The sequence below is a fragment of the Vibrio sp. 704 genome (assembly GCF_033339295.1).
Genome location: NZ_JAWOUH010000001.1, coordinates 597,994 through 617,003, shown reverse-complemented (window position 1 = coordinate 617,003; position 19,010 = coordinate 597,994). Strand labels below are relative to the sequence as shown.

The 19,010-nt window shown below is 43.2% G+C and carries 13 protein-coding genes; 8 read left to right on the top strand and 5 right to left on the bottom strand.

All coding sequences use genetic code 11. The features are described 5' to 3' along the window. Positions 1-125 precede the first annotated feature (125 nt). Positions 126-2,264, top strand: coding sequence for a TonB-dependent hemoglobin/transferrin/lactoferrin family receptor (locus R7R24_RS02530; protein WP_318119413.1), 2,139 nt, complete (start codon positions 126-128; stop codon positions 2,262-2,264). Positions 2,265-2,601: 337 nt separating this feature from the next. On the opposite strand, the gene galE is transcribed toward R7R24_RS02530, so the two are convergent. Next, positions 2,602-3,618, bottom strand: a complete 1,017-nt coding sequence (gene galE, locus R7R24_RS02525) for a UDP-glucose 4-epimerase GalE (protein ID WP_005386320.1) — start codon at positions 3,616-3,618, stop codon at positions 2,602-2,604. Positions 3,619-3,672: 54 nt separating this feature from the next. After that, positions 3,673-5,631, bottom strand: a complete 1,959-nt coding sequence (locus R7R24_RS02520; protein ID WP_054579602.1) for a diguanylate cyclase domain-containing protein — start codon at positions 5,629-5,631, stop codon at positions 3,673-3,675. Between the two features lie 319 nt (positions 5,632-5,950). Here R7R24_RS02520 and R7R24_RS02515 point away from each other — a divergent pair, with 319 nt between their 5' ends. Genes R7R24_RS02515 through R7R24_RS02505 form a run of 3 tightly spaced genes read left to right on the top strand, consistent with a single transcriptional unit; the run spans position 5,951 to position 8,321 of the window. Further along, entirely contained in the window at positions 5,951-6,706 is a 756-nt protein-coding gene (locus tag R7R24_RS02515) for a 5-oxoprolinase subunit PxpA (RefSeq protein ID WP_054579603.1), read from the top strand. Continuing rightward, positions 6,706-7,389: a 5-oxoprolinase subunit B family protein gene (locus R7R24_RS02510; protein WP_005376314.1), complete on the top strand. Its 684-nt coding sequence runs from the start codon at positions 6,706-6,708 to the stop codon at positions 7,387-7,389. The genes R7R24_RS02515 and R7R24_RS02510 overlap by 1 nt, the downstream gene beginning before the upstream one ends. Continuing rightward, a complete protein-coding gene (locus R7R24_RS02505) occupies positions 7,386-8,321 on the top strand; it encodes a biotin-dependent carboxyltransferase family protein (RefSeq protein WP_053349879.1) in 936 nt (311 codons plus the stop codon). Before R7R24_RS02510 ends, R7R24_RS02505 begins: the two co-directional genes overlap by 4 nt. Before the next feature lie 28 nt (positions 8,322-8,349). Here the strand turns inward: R7R24_RS02505 and R7R24_RS02500 are convergent, their stop codons facing one another. From R7R24_RS02500 to R7R24_RS02490, 3 genes are all read right to left on the bottom strand, one after another. After that, a complete protein-coding gene (locus tag R7R24_RS02500) occupies positions 8,350-9,789 on the bottom strand; it encodes an FAD-dependent oxidoreductase (protein WP_186585312.1) in 1,440 nt (479 codons plus the stop codon). Positions 9,790-10,141: 352 nt separating this feature from the next. After that, positions 10,142-12,598 (bottom strand): ABC transporter permease, encoded by a 2,457-nt coding sequence (locus R7R24_RS02495; protein ID WP_054579604.1) that lies wholly within the window; start codon positions 12,596-12,598, stop codon positions 10,142-10,144. Further along, positions 12,598-13,290: an ABC transporter ATP-binding protein gene (locus tag R7R24_RS02490; protein WP_005376323.1), complete on the bottom strand. Its 693-nt coding sequence runs from the start codon at positions 13,288-13,290 to the stop codon at positions 12,598-12,600. Before R7R24_RS02490 ends, R7R24_RS02495 begins: the two co-directional genes overlap by 1 nt. Here R7R24_RS02490 and tesA point away from each other — a divergent pair. From tesA to R7R24_RS02470, 4 genes are all read left to right on the top strand, one after another. Then, positions 13,289-13,891, top strand: coding sequence for a multifunctional acyl-CoA thioesterase I/protease I/lysophospholipase L1 (gene tesA, locus R7R24_RS02485; RefSeq protein WP_054575991.1), 603 nt, complete (start codon positions 13,289-13,291; stop codon positions 13,889-13,891). The two genes, R7R24_RS02490 and tesA, sit on opposite strands and share 2 nt — an antisense overlap. A gap of 82 nt (positions 13,892-13,973) precedes the next feature. Further along, entirely contained in the window at positions 13,974-15,173 is a 1,200-nt protein-coding gene (fabV, locus tag R7R24_RS02480; protein WP_064354774.1) for an enoyl-ACP reductase FabV, read from the top strand. 180 nt (positions 15,174-15,353) lie between these two features. After that, positions 15,354-17,267, top strand: a complete 1,914-nt coding sequence (locus R7R24_RS02475) for a sensor domain-containing phosphodiesterase (RefSeq protein ID WP_017634164.1) — start codon at positions 15,354-15,356, stop codon at positions 17,265-17,267. Positions 17,268-17,338: 71 nt separating this feature from the next. After that, positions 17,339-18,994, top strand: a complete 1,656-nt coding sequence (locus R7R24_RS02470) for an ABC-ATPase domain-containing protein (RefSeq protein WP_054579606.1) — start codon at positions 17,339-17,341, stop codon at positions 18,992-18,994. Positions 18,995-19,010: the final 16 nt, after the last annotated feature.

The following is a 19,010-nucleotide window of genomic DNA, read 5'->3' as shown; positions in this document are numbered from 1 at the left end:
CTAATAGCCTAAGAAGAAGATTCAATACAAATCAATAAATGACAATGGTAATGATAGTAATTACCATTTAGATCCATTAATATCCGCGTGTTGTTACCTATTATGGATCTAAGGTATTGAAGCCAATGTATAAAAAATCAATTTTGTCAGCCTCCATTTTAGTTGCCCTTTCCCATACTGCTTATGCGGAAGAAGCTTCTAAGTTTGAAGAAGTCGTTGTGTCGGCCACCCGTACCAACCAAACCATAAACACTGTTGCTGCTTCTGTTGCTGTTGTATCAGAGAAAGACATCGAAGAAAACATGGTAAAGGACTTGAATGATCTATTCGAGTATACGCCAGGTGTTACTGTTAATGGCACTCAACGCCAAGGCGTCCAAAGTATTAACATTCGCGGGATGGAAGGTAAACGAGTTAAAATCTTAATAGACGGTGCATCTCAACCAGGTGTATTCAGCGGTGGACCATATTCGTTTATCAATTCTAGTGCCGTTACTGTCGACCCCGATATGCTAAAGAGTGTCGAAATTGTTAAAGGAGCAGCTTCTAGCCTACATGGTAGTGATGCAATTGGCGGTGTTGTCGCATTCGAAACAAAAGATCCGAAGGATTTCCTCAAAGATGGCAAAGACTTTGGTGGTCAAGCTAAACTCTCTTATTCATCGGAAGATAACTCTTTTAGTGAGCATGTAGCTTTAGCAAAGCGTTTCGGTAGTACAGAAGCACTTGTAGCCTTTACACGCCGTGATGGTGCAGAGCTACAAAATTTCTCTAAGGCGCCTTACGATAACTATTCTGTGGACAACCAAGATTATTACAAAAACGATCTATTGGTAAAACTTCAATCTCAATTGAATGACGCTCATCGCTTGGAGTTCTTGGGAGAAGTTATTTACAACGAGACTGACTCAGAGATAGCACATAAAAGTTACAAAAACTTCAACGCTGAAGACATAACCAAGCAAAATCGCATTGGGCTCAAGCACATTTGGTTTGCAGATGCAGCTATCTCGGATACGATCACGTCCAAGCTTACATGGATTGGTAAAGAAGAAAACGGCGTCTCTAATCGCTTTATCGAAGCCAGCCCTGGTTACCCACCTTACGTACCGCCTAGTGGTGACAACCAACAGAAAAAAGATTACGAATATACTGAAGACAAATTTGAATTCGAAACTCAGTTAGATAAAGAGATTCAAAATCACTATATTGTTTACGGAATATCGTACAAACATAGTGACATCAGTAATACCAATCGCGAGTTTAATTCCGATCCTGGCACGCCAGATACTGTTTACGTTTACACACCGGATGCAAAAGAAGAAAGCTTTGGTTTATTCTTGCAAGATGAAATTTCGCTTCTTAATGACAAGCTAATTCTGACTCCAGGTGTGCGTTACGATTACTTCTCTACTAATCCTTCAAATACTTCTGAAGAGTCATTCGAGAAGTTTAGCGACTCTGCATTAACTGGTCGTTTAGGAGCAACTTACTCTATATCGCAACCAGGCACGATCTTCGCGCAAGTGAGCCAAGGGTTCCGAGCGCCATCGTTCGACGAGCTTTACTACACCTACGATAATCCGGCTCATGGCTATACCAACCGCCCTAACCCAAATTTGGGATCTGAAAAGAGTTTGTCTTATGAGCTTGGTTACCGTCATAACACTGCAGCGTCGGCAACTGAAGTAGCGTTCTACTACAGTGATTACAGTGACTTTATTGAGCAAACGTCATCAAACAATGGTGGTTTAACTGAATTCACAAATATCAATATTAGTGAAGCAAACATTAAAGGGGTTGAGCTCTCTAACCGTCTTGATTGGCATGCTATTGCCGGTCTTCCATCAGGCGTAACAACTCGCTTTGTTGCAGCATACACAGAAGGTGAAGATGGTGATGGTAATCCTTTGAACAGTGTAAACCCATGGAATGCCGTGGCTGCTGTAAATTACGATTCACCAAATGCACTTTGGGGGACAAGCCTAAAAGTAAACTACACAGCTAAGAAATCGAACAGTGATATCAACTCTGATGGTGATAAAGGCGGAATCAAAGACCAAGTTGCTTTGCCGTCTGCGACAATCGTTGACTTAACGGCGTACTACAAACCAATGAAAGATATAACCATTCGTGCTGGTGTTATGAATCTAACGAATGAAGAATACCATCTTTGGAACGATGTTCGCGGTAAGACTGAGTTAAGTCGAGACAAAACGCAAGCTGAGCGTAATTACAACATTAGTGTTAAATACGAGTTCTAAACCTTAAAAACACAAAAGCCAGCGTAATGCTGGCTTTGCTTTTATGGCTTTCATTTCAAAAATGTAAAGAAAAGTATGAAAAATGAAAGTTTACTGTTTTGCCATCTCTTTTTTCACCATTACTGCTGCTGCAATGATGAAAGTGATGATCAGACCGAGTTCCATGAACTACCCCAATAGCTATGAGAAAATTTATAACCCAAATTAAGAGTCGGGCATAGTTTAACAGCTCTATATATACTTGCTACCTTTTAACCAGTAATTTACGATTTTTTCCGATTTGGATCAAAAAAGACGCAATCACGCGCCTTTTTGTTACTATTATGTAAATTAAAGATTAGGCGTCTGGATAACCTTGAGGGTTAGTAGACTGCCAGCGCCATGTATCGCCAGTCATTTCTTCTAGAGTGCGAGTTGCTTTCCAACCTAACTCATTCATCGCTTTTGATGGATCCGCCCAACACTCTGCAATATCACCTGGACGACGCTCAACAAGTTGGTATGGGACATCTTTACCACTTGCGGCTTCAAATGCTTTCACCATGTCCAGTACACTGTAGCCGTTACCAGTACCGAGGTTATAGATATGAAGGCCAGCTTTGCTACCTACTTTTTCTAATGCAGCAACGTGACCATCGGATAAGTCCATTACATGAATATAATCACGTACGCCTGTGCCATCTTTGGTCGGATAATCACTACCAAACACAGAAAGGAACTCTCTTCGCCCTACCGCAACTTGAGAAACAAACGGCATTAAGTTGTTTGGAATACCTTGAGGATCTTCACCTAGCTCGCCTGTTGGATGTGAACCTACCGGGTTAAAGTAACGAAGAAGTGTAATGCTCCAGTCAGGGTTCGCATTTTGGAAGTCGGTTAAACACTCTTCCACCATTAACTTGCTGCGACCATATGGGTTAGTTGCGCTAGTTGGAAAGTCCTCAGTGATGGGTACAGATGCAGGATCACCGTATACAGTCGCTGATGAACTAAATACCAACGATTTAACTCCGGCTTCGCGCATTGCATCAACCAATACTAAAGTGCCATTAACGTTGTTGTCGTAATACTCTAGAGGTTTTGCTACAGACTCACCGACGGCCTTTAAACCTGCAAAATGGATAACAGCTTCAATATTGTGCGACTTTAGTGCTTCTACCATCGCTAATTTGTCTCTGATATCGGCTTGAATGAAGGTTGGCTTTACACCACATACCTTTTCAATTCGATCTAATACCGTAGATTTACTGTTGTACAGGTTGTCTAGAATTACTGGCGTCATGCCAGCTTCGATCATTTGAATACACGTATGACTACCGATATAACCCATACCACCCGTAACGAGTACTTTCATTTTATTATTCCTTCTGACGCGAATCGGGTTAGTTTAAAGCTTTGACGTTACGATTTAAACTGTCTCTTGTAATTCGCATCCCATTAATATTGCTTGGCCTTTCCCGGCTTTCTTTGCTTGATACATTGCCGTATCCGCACTTTTTAAAACTCGAGTAGCATCGCGCTCATTTACGCCGACTAATTTTACGCCGATACTAACGCCAACTTTGAGTAAGTGACCTTTGTACTCAATTGGAGCACATATGCTCTCGAGCAACTGTTCTGCTATTCGGGTGACCACTTTTTGATTGGCGGGATTAACCAACATGACAAATTCATCACCAGAAAGTCTTGCGATTAAATCACTATGTCTCGTCGCAGATGTTAGACGCTCGGAAACTTTTTTCAAAACTTCATCACCTGCATCATGACCGTAGGTATCGTTAACTTCTTTAAATCCATCCAGATCGAGGTACAAAACTGCAAATTCGTCACGCAAGTATCCAGAGCGTTGTACTAGTTGTTCCAACTCTAAATGGAACTTAGATCGATTTGCTAACCCCGTTAAAGCATCGTGATGAGCTAAATGCTCCAATCGTTCCATCTCTTTTGCGCCGGAAAGGTCGGTAAGAACAATAACCAGATCATAGAAACCATAGTCTTCACACTTAACGATACGATTGACTCGAGCAAACATCGGTACAAACTGACCAATATGGTTCTTCTCGATAACTTCACCTTGCCAAACGCCATAATTTTCTATCGACTCGATGATACTAGGCATCATTTCCTGTAACTTGCGCCACTTTAGCGTTTGGATGAATGACTTCCCAATAAGCTGATCCACCTCTAAGCCGACTAACTTAGTGACGGCAGGGTTTGCCATCGTAATGACACCGCGATGATTAAGAACAATGAGACCATCTTGGCTGCTTTCAAAAACACGTCCCGCAACACGTTGCCGGTTTATGGCTTCTTCAATTTCGGTGATATCTTGAATCGAAAACAGTAAGTATTCATGTGTCGAGAGGCGACGACTGGTTAGGCTCAACTGCTGTTCGTTATCTGCATTTTTGAGGTGAATATCATCGCACTCTAGGCCTCGACTCAGGATCTGACTCAGCTCATTCGGTGTTTTGGTTTTAATTAGATCACGAATATTGGCGTATTTAAGCTCATCTAATTTTTTTTGAAATATTTGCTGGGTCGCCGTATTACAATGAATAACACGTCCGGAATTGTCGGTAATAACTAATGCATGCTGAACAGATTCGATAACCTCTTCTGAAAATGCGCGCTTTTGTTCTAGTGTGTCTAGTGAATGTTGCCGCTGCTTCTCACGTACTGTTAACCTGTTCATCATTTGATTGAAAGATCTCGCGAGCTCTCCAATTTCATCGTTGGCGTAATAGCGTGCTTGATTTTCCGTGCTTCGTCCGTGTGTCACATTCTCTATTACGCGGCTAAGCTCCATAACGGGCTTGAGAACAAGCCTCTCGATACTTATGTAAAAAACAGTGCCACCAGCGATCAGAAACAGAAGAAGTAAAGCGCCATCTTGAAGTAAAGATTGTATGGCTTCTACAATTGGGCGATGAGAAAGCGTAACTCTCATGCTACCAATGACATAGCCATCATGGATAATCGGCTCTAGAACATAAAGAAATTTGGTTGATAAGGCATAGCCTAGAGCGTGCAACCTACTTCTTTCGGTTTGACTTGGAACGGGTGCTAGTGCCCCACTTATCTCCATAACAGCGAATGGTTGGTCATCTTGGTCATAAAGTTTGACCCGCGTTACATTTGGCTGGTTTAAAAAGTTGGCGAGAATAGTTTGAGCTTTTTGCTTGTCCTTTGTTGTCAGCGCATCTTTAATTGAGAAAGAAACATTGTTAATCAGCTTTCTTGTCTGCTCGACCAGTTCATGCTTAGACGATTGGTATACAGTATACGAGGTGCAACCTTTTGAGATAACAAAGATAGCCGTTAAAAAGACCAGAAGAGGCCAAATAAGCTTCGCTCGTAATGACATATATATTCCTGTCGCAGACAACCACAAAAATGACAGAAGAACCATTATGCAATCTATCACCCATGAAGGGCGACAAGATTAACACGATGCTAATGCAAAATAACCTTAAATTCTCAAAAATTGGATGGAAAAGAAACGAAATACCTTAAAATTCGGATCAACTCAAATAACGGCAACATCTTTATGGACTAACGTGATCTTTTTCGTCAGCTATCTGCTCAAAAAGCTTCGTTTTCATGATAGAAGAATGAAGTGAGTCACTGAACCTAGATGCATTTTCCTGCATCGTAAACCCATTGCTTGTGTAGAAATAAAACGTATGACATTGAATAAACAGCAACTTACATTGAACTGTGATATGGGCGAGAGCTTTGGCTCTTGGAGTATGGGCGCAGATGAAGACGTGATGCCCCATGTTGATATGGCGAACATCGCGTGTGGTTTTCATGCCTCCGACCCTAATGTCATGCACGACACTATCACCCTAGCGAATGACAACGATGTTGATATTGGCGCACATCCAGGTTACGCCGACCTACAAGGCTTTGGCAGACGAAGCATAAGCATGACGGGTGATGAAATTACGAACATGGTTATATATCAGGTTGGTGCTTTACAAGCATTATGCCGGGCGCAATACACAGACATCAGTTACATAAAACCTCATGGCGCTCTATACAACGACATGATGAAAAGTGATGCGATATTTAGAGCGGTAGTAAAGGCGGCAGCACTGTTCAAAGTACCGTTAATGATCCTAGCTTCACAGGAAAACGAAAAATACTTAGAAATCGCAGACGATTATGATGTTCCCTTGCTATTTGAAGCATTTGCAGATCGTTTATACCAAGATGACGGCTTACTGACTCCTAGAACACAGCACAATGCCGTGTTAAAAAGCGAGCACGCGATACTTGAGCAAGTCCGGACCTTAGCTGACTCAGGGCGTGTCAAAACCGCTTCAGGCGGTTACATATTATTGGAAGCCGACACAATTTGTGTTCATGGTGACAATGAAGAGTCGATCGCGCTGATCCAAAAGATCCGCCAAAGCCTATACGCTGGAGGAAATTAATGCATAAAGAGAAATTTAATATCTCTTTGATCTCCGAGTGCAGTATTTTCATTAAGTTTGATGAGAGTATTTCTGAAAATGCAGTCGGAGAGCTTGCTCGCAGCATAAGAGAAACTTTCGCTTCAATTGTTATGAACGTTGTCCCCTCCTATCAAACTATTCTCATTGATTACTTACCTTTTCGAATCAACGAAAAGAACTTAGCCAATGAGCTGCAACAAATCGTGAGCCAGTTTGATACTCAATCACTTAAGCTTTCCCAGCCGAATCACATTACTATCCCTGTATATTACTCTGAAGAAACCGCGTTAGATCTATCTCGTTTTAAAAAGCGAGGTCTGTCATTAGACGATCTTATTACCCTGCATACGAAAACCGAGTACGCGGTTTCTGCAATTGGCTTTGCTCCAGGCTTTGCATTTCTCTCGGACGTTGATACTCAATTGCACATGGCAAGGCTTGCCACACCAAGAACTCAAGTGCCGGCCGGAAGTGTAGGAATCGCAGACTCTAAAACGGCCGTCTATCCATCAGATAGTCCTGGCGGATGGAACATTATTGGTAAAAGCCCGCTTGCGCTCTTCTCCGACTCTCCTCCTTTTATACCGTTTGAAGTGGGTGACAAGGTCACCTTTAATGCTATTTCAAAACAAGAGTTTATCGATTTAGGAGGCGTACTATGAGTTACGGTGGATTACTGGTGGAAAAGCCAGGACCGCTCTCTTTAGTTCAAGACTTTGGTCGTTTTGGCTTAGCGCATGTCGGTGTGACTCAAGGTGGCCCGGTCGACGACTATGCTTACAGTTGGGCCAACCATTTGCTTGGTAACGTAGTCAATTGCGTTGCGATTGAAATTACTCTGGGTAACGCTTGTTTTATTGCATTGCATAACTGCCACCTTGCTATATGTGGCGGTGATTTAAATGCAAAAATAGATGGTGAACCTATTTCAAATTGGTCTGACTTTACGTTGAAAAAAGGACAGAAGCTTCAGTTCGGAGTCGCAAGGAATGGACTTCGCTCCTACCTAGCGGTTAAAGGTGGATTCAATGTTGCTCAGCACTTAGGAAGCGCATCGACCGTCTTGCGAGAATCTCTAGGTGGTTATGATTCAAATGGTGGCGCTTTGAAAGCTGGTGATATTCTTCCCTTTGTCCCTCATAACTTACCGAAACGTAAACCAAGGCAAATGACGTTTCGCTTTAAGCCAGATTACAACTTACCCATTAAGCTGAGAGTGATTGAAGGCTATCAGAACGAGGACTTTGATGAAGACGCTCGCCAAGCATTTTATAACAAAGCATTCATCATCTCCCCCAATTCGAATCGCATGGGCTACCGTCTTGAGGGCAATAACATTCGTCCACCTTACGAAGGCGTACTATCAGAGGGAATTGCGTTAGGTTCAATTCAAATACCTAGCGATGGTAACCCTATTGTGCTGCTCAACGATCACCAGACTATTGGCGGGTATCCTAAATTTGGCTGCGTAGCTCGTATTGACTTACCTAGACTGGCACAGGCGAAACCCGGACAAAAAGTCAATTTTGTGAAAGGAGATAGAATAGGCTTGCAAGAAGTATGGTGCCAATGGGCTCAGTTTTTTGGGTATTAATACAACCACTGAGCCCAAACACAGCCGATTATGCAGGCATACCATAACGCACTGCTAAAGCTTGTGGATAGCCTCGCTCTTGAGTGAGTTTAATCGCGTACTGCTCGACCTCTTGTTCAGACCACTTTACAGCGACCGGATGCTGTGTTTCCACATTTTGGTTAGGATCGATGTCAAACCAGAATTGAAGCATTTTTTGCGCTGCGAGTAGTGTCGATGACGCTTTTACCACCTCTATTCTCGCGTAGTGGTTATCTTCAAAAGTCACATCTGCCGCTCTGAGTACTGGATCTGTGCCGGGAATTTGCTGAGCGCCAAATAATGCTTTTCCTCCTTTTACAGCAGAGTGATAGTCGGGAATGAACTGTGCCATGTGTTTGATGGCGTTGTTCGTTCGCTCTTCTAACACTTCTTCTCTCCAGCCGTTACGGATCTTCGAGAGTAAAGGCATAGGCAGTTCAGGTTGAGCAGATGAGTTCGTGCTCTCCACTAAACCATCTTCAAACAGCGTGATTCCTTTTGTCATACCATGAAGTTGAAAGTAACCATCGCCATAAGGCGTCAATTGAGCCATTCCTTTATCGGTTCCACGCGGGCCATGAAAAATAACTTCTGGCCATTGTTGTTGACAGTCTGCCCACCTCGTAACGTAAGCGGCTTTAAACTCCACCAACCTGTCTCGCTTGGCACCAACTGTGTTGTCAATTGAGCCTGTTTCAAAGCCACACGCGTTAACCAAGTAGTCGCATGTCATAAGGTAATCGATACCTTCACGTTCATAGCCAAGTTGCCAGTGTTCCCCCATCCAATCGGCTTGCTTAAACGTTGCTTGTGTGAAGACCGAAGCATTAGGAAGCGTATCTAGTGTTAAGTTGGCAATTGCAGCGAGGCGAAAAACACTCCAACCATATTCTTGAACTGCGACAACAGGATACTTTAGCGCTTCAAGATCAGCATGTTGAGCAAAAGGAATACACCACTCATCGAAGTTTGTAGGATGACTTGGTTGAGTACGTTGCGCGAGAGCTTCTAGCTCCGCTTTTGAATACAGTTTGTAGTATTCGCTTGGTTCGCCGAGCACTTTATTACTCTCATCTTTATCAACGAGCGTTTGATAAGCACTTTTCACAACCTCTAATCGCGGAATTAGTGTGGATGGGTCTCCACCATCGGAATGAGGAACCGCGATGATTGTCGGACGAATATTCAGTGAAAGCGGATACAGGCGAACAGTATCAATAGATTGTGCTAACAAGTCTAAGCATTGTCGCTCGGAAATCTCTCGATATAAATTACCACCAGCATGCAAATGACAAATGGGTGGACCATTTACTAGTGATACGCCCTTCTCTATTACGGAAACTTTAAAACCCAGCTCCGCAAAATGAATTGCTGCTGTTGCACCTGCTACACCGCCACCAACAACAGCGATATGCTTATCTTTATAACTTGGAAACTCAGACTTCATTGCTTCACTAAAAATTTTATAAGGAAAATTCTTTACTAACGGTGAATTCTACTCGTGTTTGGACTTGATTAAAATCACAAAAAGTTCATGGGTTTGCGAAATATCCAACAGCGCCTGTAAAGTGCATTAAAGTAGAAAAAATTTGCGAAAAAGTACTTGACGACATGGTTAAGAAGACACTTTTTTGTGTCTATGTGAATAAGAATTTCACTGTAAGACCCATGGCGCAAAGCCTGCAGAAACACCCCACTTTTTACCCCATTTAGTTATCCCAAAAGTTATCCACTGTTTTTGTGGATAACTAAAATAAAAGTGTCATGGAGTGTTCCAAACTTGATAACACTCGCTGCGATTAAGTGTTTACTGGCGTTAACAATCTTTTCAACAAACTCATCACTACAAGTGCCAACGTAACAAATGTTGCAAGCGGTAAAGCTATCCACAATTCGGGGTGAATTTGTACATTGAGATCGAATCCATATGTCATGACTGCGGCCACACAAACTTCCGCAGCGAATACCGCAACACCACTAGCAATCAACGCCATAATTCCGTACTCGGCCCACAGGGTTGTGTTGATCCGTTTCTTACTTGAACCTAATGTGCGATACAAACGAATCTCTTGTTGGCGTTGGGACAAGCTTAACCTCAGTAGCGTAAAGATGAGCAGCAGACCAGCAACAACGCCTAAAAGAGCAAGGATGGTGATTGCTGATACGATTTGCTGAATCAAAGCCTGAATTTTCTCGCCCATAGTTCGGATATCTAAAACAGAGACCGTTGGGTGAGCACGTGACATTGACGTCAACAACGCTTCATTTCCTTCTTCAATCCTATAACTGATGAGGTAAGAACCAGGTAAATTAGCCATCACGTCAGATGAGAAAATAAAATAAAAGTTAGGCTTCATGTCACGCCATTCGACATAACGGATGGTATCTACTACTGCATCGTAATTCTGACTGTTTATTACAAAGCGCAGCGTATCACCGAGTTTGATGCCTAAGTCATTTGCTACATCCGCTTCTACAGATACACTCCCTTTGTTTGTCCATTCACCCGAAAGCACATCATTATATTCTGGTAGGCTATCTCCCCATGTCAGGTTTAGCTCTCGACGTATCGCGTCAGAACCTTCTCCTTCGTAATCAATCTCCTTGACGTTTTGACCGTTGATCTCTGTTAGTCGTCCACGAATTATTGGATAAGCTTGTGACCGCGTAACTCCATTTTTATCTAGGGTTTCTAGGTAGTTATCGAGTTCATAATCACCAATGTTCAATGCGAACACATTTGGCGCATCTGCAGGTAAGGTTCTCTCCCAATCAGCGAGAATATCGCTGCGCACAAGCCAAATGATAGACAGCAACATTAAAGATAATGCCAAAGCACCAAACTGTAGACCGCTGGTTACTGGCGTCCGGTTGATACGACTCAACGCAAGCTTCATTGCAGGATGGGTTGAAACACGTGCAAACAGCTTTGTGAGTATGACGCTAACTGCTGCGAGTACCACAAACAGTACCGCTATACCAGTGAGCACGATCCAAACTAAGGTGTTATCTGCATACAGTAAAAGCAGTGGAACAACGGGAACTAGAACAAGTAACATTCGCTTCCAAGAACGTTGCGCTTTACCCTGCTGTAGCACTTCTAACGCGGGAGTTTTAATCAAGCCTAACAATGGTATACCGAGAGCAGGCACCGTAATCAAGACTGCTGAGATAAATGCCACCAAAAATGGTGTGACACCGTAACCAGGGAGTGGATCGGGTAATAAGTCTTTGAGTGGAATGCGTAATAAATATTCCAGCCCGCTCCCTAACAATAGACCGACGACACTGGCACTAATGAGAAGGATTGTGACTTGAATAAATAACCACTTTTCAATCCATCGGCGGCTCGCACCAAGACTTTTCAACATCGCAATAGTTTGTGTCCGGCTGTTCACGTAATTTTGACAAGTAAGAACCAATGTTGTCGCCGCCATAATGATGACAATCGCTACGGTCAAAGACAGATACTGCGTCGTGCGTTCAAAAACCTCATTACTACGACTGGCAGTATCTTGCGTGCGCCAGCGATCGCTCGGAGAAAGCTGCGTATCATCTTGTAAGCTCTTTAGTATTTTATCATCGGCTTGTAAAAACAGACGGTATTGAACTCGGCTCCCAACTTGAATTGCTCCTGTTTTATCTACGTCACTTTGATGAATGTATGCAGAAGGCATTTGCCGAAATGGATTAAAGCTCAAGCCAGGTTCCATCAATACTGCGCCTGATACAGTAAACTCGGCATCGCCTATCGTGACACTGTCACCTGGCTTTACGTTTAGTTGAGTCATAATCCGCTCATCAAGCCAGAGTTGGTTCTCTTTAACGCGACCGGCCGGATTATTTTCGAGAACGAGCTCTCCCATTAAAGGGTAATTATCATCCACCGCCCTTACCGAAATAAGCTGCATACCATTATCGCTAAATGCCATAGTGGCAAATCGCGTCATCATCGAACGTTCAAGGCTTTCAGTCGAGGCTAACAACGTGTCCGGAATGGGATTAGCAGACACAAACACCGCATCTGCCGTTAATGCGTCCTTCCCTTGCTTGACGATCACCTGCTCCATTCGTTCTGCTAATGCAGAAAGCGCAAAGATACTCGCAATCACGAGAATAAGAGCAACGCTAATAGGCCAAAGGTTCCCCTGCCTTATTTCGCCGAAACTCCAACGTATCAAACTTTTATTCGGCGAGTGCTGTGTTGTACTGTTTTGTTCTGTGGATGTTGCTTCACTTGATGATACTGCAGACATTATATCTCCTCCTTAAGCTCACCCGCCTCCATACGATAGATACGGTCACATCGGCTTGCTAGATGACCATCGTGTGTTACTAAAATCAGAGTTGTCCCGTGCTGTTCATTAAGATCGAATAGCAGCTCAATCACTTTGTCTGCGGTTTGATGGTCAAGATTGCCGGTAGGCTCGTCTGCGAACAACAGCTCAGGCTGTGTCATAAATGCACGCGCTAGCGCAACTCGCTGTTGTTCACCACCAGATAACTGGCTTGGTAGATGGTCGACACGTTTTTCTAACCCAACAGCAGCTAACAATTCCGCTGCTCTTGCTTCATCTTCGGCTTCACCACGTAAAAGACAAGGAAGCGTGACATTACGTAATGCACTCAAACTCGGGATTAACAGGAAACTTTGGAAAACGAAACCTAAAGAGTCAGCCCGAATTTTCGCACGTGCTTCATCGTCCAGTTTTGATAATTCATGACCTAATAAAGTAATTTCGCCTGATGTCGGCGTATCAAGACCAGCTAGCAACGTCATCAATGTTGACTTACCTGCACCGGAAGTTCCGACGATGGCGATTTTTTCTCCTTTTCGGATGTCAACATTTACGTCTTTGAGGATTGTTAATTGTTCTTGATTAGTAGAGACTTGTTTAGAAACCAAATTGGCTTGAACAATAGGTGCATTAAGTACAGGTGTTTGCATGATTCGTATACTTTCCTTAGTTCTATTTTTTTGTTTTTCCGCTACTTCACATGCGAGCGAAAAGCTACTTGTCTTGGGTGATAGCTTGAGTGCAGGCTATCAGATGCCGATCGAAGAGAGTTGGCCTAGCTTACTCCCTGATGCGTTGTCAGAACATGGTCAAGATGTAACAGTTATTAATGCCAGCATTTCTGGCGATACAACCGGCAATGGCTTAGCACGGTTACCTCAGTTGCTAACTCAGCATAGCCCTGACATGGTACTTATTGAGTTAGGTGCCAACGATGGCCTAAGAGGCTTCCCTCCTAAACTTATTACGTCGAATCTTTCAAAAATGATTACCATGATAAAAGATTCTGGTGCGGACGTTGTCATGATGCAAATTCGGGTTCCACCTAATTATGGTAAGCGCTATAGCGATATGTTTTACGATATCTACCCTAAGCTTGCACAGCATCAACAAGTTGCCTTGATGCCATTCTTCTTAGAGCATGTTGTCACCAAACCAGAATGGATGATGGATGATGGCCTTCACCCAAAACCAGATGCACAACCTTGGATCGCTGATTTCGTTGCTCAAGAATTAATTAAACATCTCTAATTTTAATGGTCTAGCTCAATAAGTTTTACGTAACTTTACGTTAATCTATTTTCAATTCCACTCATCGAGGATAGATAACAACATGCGAATAGAACCGTTAATTCAAGGTGTTGTTGCTCGCTCTGCGCACCCCAAAGGGTGTCATGCATCTATTAAAGAGCAAATTGAATACGTAAAGCACGCCCCACAGATCAAAAAAGGCCCAAAACGGGTTTTGATTATTGGTGCCTCCTCTGGTTTCGGCCTAGCGGCACGAATAGCCCTAACGTTCGGTGGCGCTAACGCCGATACCATTGGCGTCTCATTTGAGCGTGGCCCTTCAGAGAAAGGGGTTGGGAGTGCGGGTTGGTATAACAACGTCTTTTTTAAGCAAGAAGCAAATCAAGCCGGGCGTACCGCAATAAATATTGTTGGCGATGCATTCTCTGGTTCGGTGCGCAATCAAGTGATTGAAGCCATTGAAACGTACTTTGAGGGTGAAGTTGACTTAGTCATCTATAGCTTGGCAACCGGTGTTCGACCTAAACCTGAATCTGATGAGTTTTGGCGCAGTGTCATTAAACCTATTGGTGAACCTGTCACTGGCGCTTCTATCATGCTGGAGAACGATAAGTGGATAGAAACCACCTTAACGCCTGCAACAGAAGAGGAAGCCAATGCCACCATTAAAGTAATGGGAGGCGAAGACTGGGAAAGCTGGATTGACACACTCATCAATAACGACTCTATCGCAAACGGCTGCAAAACCATCGCCTTTTCTTACATGGGCCCTGACATTACGCACCCAATTTATCTCGATGGTACGTTAGGTCGAGCGAAAATCGATTTACACCAAACCAGTCATTCATTAAACCTCAAACTCGCCAACTTTGACGGCGGTGCTTACGCAACCGTGTGTAAGGCGTTGGTGACGAAAGCCAGTGTATTCATCCCTGCGCTAAGTCCCTACCTGTTAGCGCTTTATAGAGTGATGAAGGAAAAAGGTACTCACGAACGCTGTATTGAACAAATGCAGCGGCTGTTTACTACGAAGTTATACGATCAAGAGAAAGTGCCAGTTGACGGCGAACGCTTGATTCGAATAGATGACTTGGAACTTGAACCGCAAGTTCAACAAGAAGTCCACGCTCTTTTAGAACAGATGAATGCTGAAAACTTTAAAGAGATTGGTGATTACCAAGGTTTTAAAGATGAGTTTATGAAGCTCAATGGCTTTAACTTTGAAGATGTCGACTATTCGCAAGACATTTCTATTGAATCGTTAATGTCGCTTAAGCCTTGATACTTGTTACCTGTTTCAAGGATGAGATATGTGACAACTATTCCTAGTCCTGAACACTTTTCAGGACTTTTTTTTGTTTCGAGCCCTAGCCACCCTATACTTAATTAAAAAGCGAGAACAAAATAGAGCAGTCTGCATTTTTAATTCACAGGAAGTGAAACCACGTAAAGGATGACCTATATGGGGAGATTGCAAACATTAGACTACGAAATCCCTGAGTCTATGCGAAGAAGTTGGCAGGAAATCGTCAACTTACTGGCTCAAATAACACACGTACCCACCACATTAATTATGCGTATCCATCCGGATCGCATAGAAGTAAATACATCTAGCGAAACTCTAGGTAATCCTTATCGTACTGGCGATGCAGAGCTGCTTGGTAACGGTTTGTATTGCGAGCAAGTTATAGAACAGAAAGGCGAGCTTGTAATCCCCAATGCGCTTGAAGATGAAGAATGGCAAAATAACCCAGACATCAAACTAGGCATGATTTCTTATTGCGGCTTACCGCTATTCTGGCCAAATGGGGAGACATTTGGAACAATCTGTATGCTTGACTCTGAGAGAAACGAGTACAACGATAGTTACCGTCAGTTGCTTGAAACTTTCAAAGATTCAATCGAAGCACAGCTTTCAGTTGTGTACCAACAACATAAACTTCAGCGACTTAACACCGAGCTAAAGAGTCGAATTGAAAATCGTACCACGGATTTAGCCCAGTTAAGTTACTCCTTAACACAAGAAATTGATCGCCGTAAAGCCGCGGAAAAACAAGTGAGCTACCAAAAAACACATGATCAGGGGACTGGGTTTCTAAATCGCTCTGCACTTGAGAACATTGTCCAATACACCTTACAGTCCCTTGATAGTGATCAGCAATCGCTTGTGGTCATCAACATTGGTTTTAGTAACGCTCGCAGTATTCAGACCAGGCACGGGTTCGAGGTCTTTGACAACATTTTAAAAGAATTTCACTCCAGATTAACCAGACACGGTGCTAGCGGATTTATCACTGGTAGACCAAGTTCGAATGACATGGTTTTATTGATTTGGGGAGAGGATATTGAAGCTCGGTTAAATCAACTATTAGATGATATCACTAAAATTAGCGTAGATGGATTTGTCTTCAACAAAACAGAAATACATTTGCACACGTATATCGGTATAGTTCAAGCTTACAAAGATTGCAGCAATGCTAAGCGTATCCTTCAACATGCATGTTACGCGATGCTTCTATGTAAAGAATCCGGCGAACCTTTTAGTTATTTTAGAGAAAATCATTCGGCGGATCTCAATAGTCACAATGAACTGGAAAGTTACCTTTTACAAGCAGTGCGTAACGACGATTTAGTGTTGTACTTTCAACCTCAAGTAGACTCCAAAACACGTAAATGGATTGGCGCAGAAGCCTTGCTTCGCTGGAGACATCCAATACTTGGCGACGTTTCCAACGAAGCATTGATACATATGGCCGAACAAAACGGGCTTATCTTTGAAGTTGGCTCTTTTGTTCTGCGTACCGCGATAGACAAAGCGAAACAATGGTCTGAGTTAATCGATAACTTCAAAATTGCCGTCAACGTTTCTCCCATTCAATTACAAAACGTAAATTTTGCAGAACAAGTGCAACACCTACTCGACACTTTCCATTTGCCAGCACACTTTCTCGAACTCGAAGTAACCGAGAGCGCTCTAATTGCCGATGAAATAGTAGCACGCACAACGTTAAATAAGTTGCACAAACTAGGTGTGACATTGTCACTTGATGATTTTGGTACAGGATATGCCTCGTTCAGCTATTTAAAGAAATATCCGTTTGATGCCATCAAAATTGATAAAAGCTTCGTCCAGCAAATGGAAAAGTCAGATGATGATCGCGAGATCATTTGTTCAATCATACACATTGCAAAAAAACTGGAACTCCAAGTAGTGATCGAGGGCATTGAATCCCACCAACAAGAGCAGTTTCTTATTGGTGAGGGTTGTGATATCGGACAAGGTTTTCTTTATGGTAAACCTATGCCTTGTAATGAATTTGAGCAAAGTTTGTTTAATCAGCGCCTTTCTGGCGGGCAATACGCCTACTCTTCCTAAGCATTCTCTTTACTATGAGGGCGGTGGTTTCTATAATCGCCGCCCGCTTCTATTAAAAGGCCAATATCTTCATGGATCAGTTGACTGCCACGCTTAAGAAAATTGAAAAGCAGAACTACCGAGCTTATCAGCAAATCAAAGGTCAATACGACTTCACTGATTTCACTTTGTTTATCGATCATGTACAGGGTGACCCTTATGCATCGGCGTCACGTTTTCGTGCGACTCGCGCATGGTCTTTGACTGGTCTTGAGTGGCTAAGAGACGAGTCTCCTGCATTTCAAAGAGCTGCACGTGATTTTATTGCGCGTAGTTTTGAACAGTTTGCTAAACAAGAAAACTCAGTATCAATTTCACTGACAGGCCAAACTGTACTGGATAGCACCGCGGTGTTGTTTACTGAAGAAGGTATTGAACTGCGTTTTCGAGTTAACTTACCAGCCGAAGGTCGTTCAGTATTGGGGAAAAAAGCCAACAACATACTGACTTTCCACCTGCCTAAGTTTATCCGTCGAGCAACTTTAGAGCGTGAACTCGACAAAGCCGCTTTAATTAAGCACTGCCAAGTTGTTGAAGACCAAGATGCCCTACGAGAACAGTTAGAGGCCAATAACTTAGTCGCGTTTGTCGCAAACGGCAGTATTCTTCCTCGAATTGCAGGTAATTGCGACCTTCCAATGAAAGAAGCCGTTGAGTTTAAAGCCCCTGAATCTCTACAAGTCACTTTACATGCGCCAAACAAGGGCCATGTCACAGGATTAGGAATTCCAAAAGGTATCACACTGATTGTAGGTGGTGGCTTCCACGGTAAATCTACCTTATTAAATGCAATAGAGCGTTCAATTTACGATCATATTCCAGGAGATGGTCGCGAATACATTGTTGCCGATAACAAGGCTATGAAGATTCGTGCCGAAGATGGCCGATGCGTACACCACTTGAACCTGTCAAACTACATCAACCATTTACCGATGGGTAAAGATACGGCGGACTTTTCTACTCAAGACGCATCAGGCTCAACGTCGCAAGCCGCTTGGCTTCAAGAGTCTATTGAAGCGGGTGCAAGCACATTATTGATTGATGAAGATACTTCTGCTACCAACTTCATGATTAGAGATGAGCGTATGCAGGCATTGGTGGCAAAAGGTGATGAGCCAATTACTCCTCTCGTCGACCGCATTGGTCAATTACGAGATGATCTTGATATCTCTACCATTATCGTTATGGGTGGGTCGGGCGACTACTTAGACGTTGCCGATACCGTCATTCAAATGCACGACTACCAAGCCGTTGATGTGACTGAAAAAGCGAAAGAAGTTATCGCTCAGCACCCTACTCAACGCCATAACGAGTCAGAAGAACGTTTACAGACCTTCCCACCTCGAGCACTGAACCGCGTTGCGTTGATGAATATTCTGACTGACGGCAAGTTCCGTGTGAATGCGAAAGGCAAAGAGTCACTTCGATTTGGTAAAGAGTTTACTGATCTTAGCGCTTTGGAACAGATAGAGTCAGCCGATGAAGTCAACACAATTGGCTGGTTATGGTTCCAAATTGCTCAACTTCCAGGTTGGTGTAATCATCCGGCGAAGGAGATTGAAGAAATGCTGTCTGGTGAGTGGCATGCCGCTCTTCCTAAACAAGGCGACTTAGCCAAACCACGCACACTAGACGTTATAGCTGCCCTCAACCGCATGCGAAAATCTCAGTTTAAGTCATCATGCTAGTTTTGATACGCTGACA

Bases quoted from the DNA above. Each gene is read 5' to 3' on its own strand.
- fabV (WP_064354774.1), top strand. From the start codon at position 13,974: ATGCGAATAGAACCGTTAATTCAAGGTGTTGTTGCTCGCTCTGCGCAC.
- R7R24_RS02520 (WP_054579602.1), bottom strand. From the start codon at position 5,631: ATGTCATTACGAGCGAAGCTTATTTGGCCTCTTCTGGTCTTTTTAACG.
- R7R24_RS02495 (WP_054579604.1), bottom strand. From the start codon at position 12,598: ATGTCTGCAGTATCATCAAGTGAAGCAACATCCACAGAACAAAACAGT.
- R7R24_RS02515 (WP_054579603.1), top strand. From the start codon at position 5,951: ATGACATTGAATAAACAGCAACTTACATTGAACTGTGATATGGGCGAG.
- tesA (WP_054575991.1), top strand. From the start codon at position 13,289: ATGATTCGTATACTTTCCTTAGTTCTATTTTTTTGTTTTTCCGCTACT.
- R7R24_RS02475 (WP_017634164.1), top strand. From the start codon at position 15,354: ATGGGGAGATTGCAAACATTAGACTACGAAATCCCTGAGTCTATGCGA.
- R7R24_RS02505 (WP_053349879.1), top strand. From the start codon at position 7,386: ATGAGTTACGGTGGATTACTGGTGGAAAAGCCAGGACCGCTCTCTTTA.
- R7R24_RS02530 (WP_318119413.1), top strand. From the start codon at position 126: ATGTATAAAAAATCAATTTTGTCAGCCTCCATTTTAGTTGCCCTTTCC.
- galE (WP_005386320.1), bottom strand. From the start codon at position 3,618: ATGAAAGTACTCGTTACGGGTGGTATGGGTTATATCGGTAGTCATACG.
- R7R24_RS02490 (WP_005376323.1), bottom strand. From the start codon at position 13,290: ATGCAAACACCTGTACTTAATGCACCTATTGTTCAAGCCAATTTGGTT.
- R7R24_RS02470 (WP_054579606.1), top strand. From the start codon at position 17,339: ATGGATCAGTTGACTGCCACGCTTAAGAAAATTGAAAAGCAGAACTAC.
- R7R24_RS02500 (WP_186585312.1), bottom strand. From the start codon at position 9,789: ATGAAGTCTGAGTTTCCAAGTTATAAAGATAAGCATATCGCTGTTGTT.
- R7R24_RS02510 (WP_005376314.1), top strand. From the start codon at position 6,706: ATGCATAAAGAGAAATTTAATATCTCTTTGATCTCCGAGTGCAGTATT.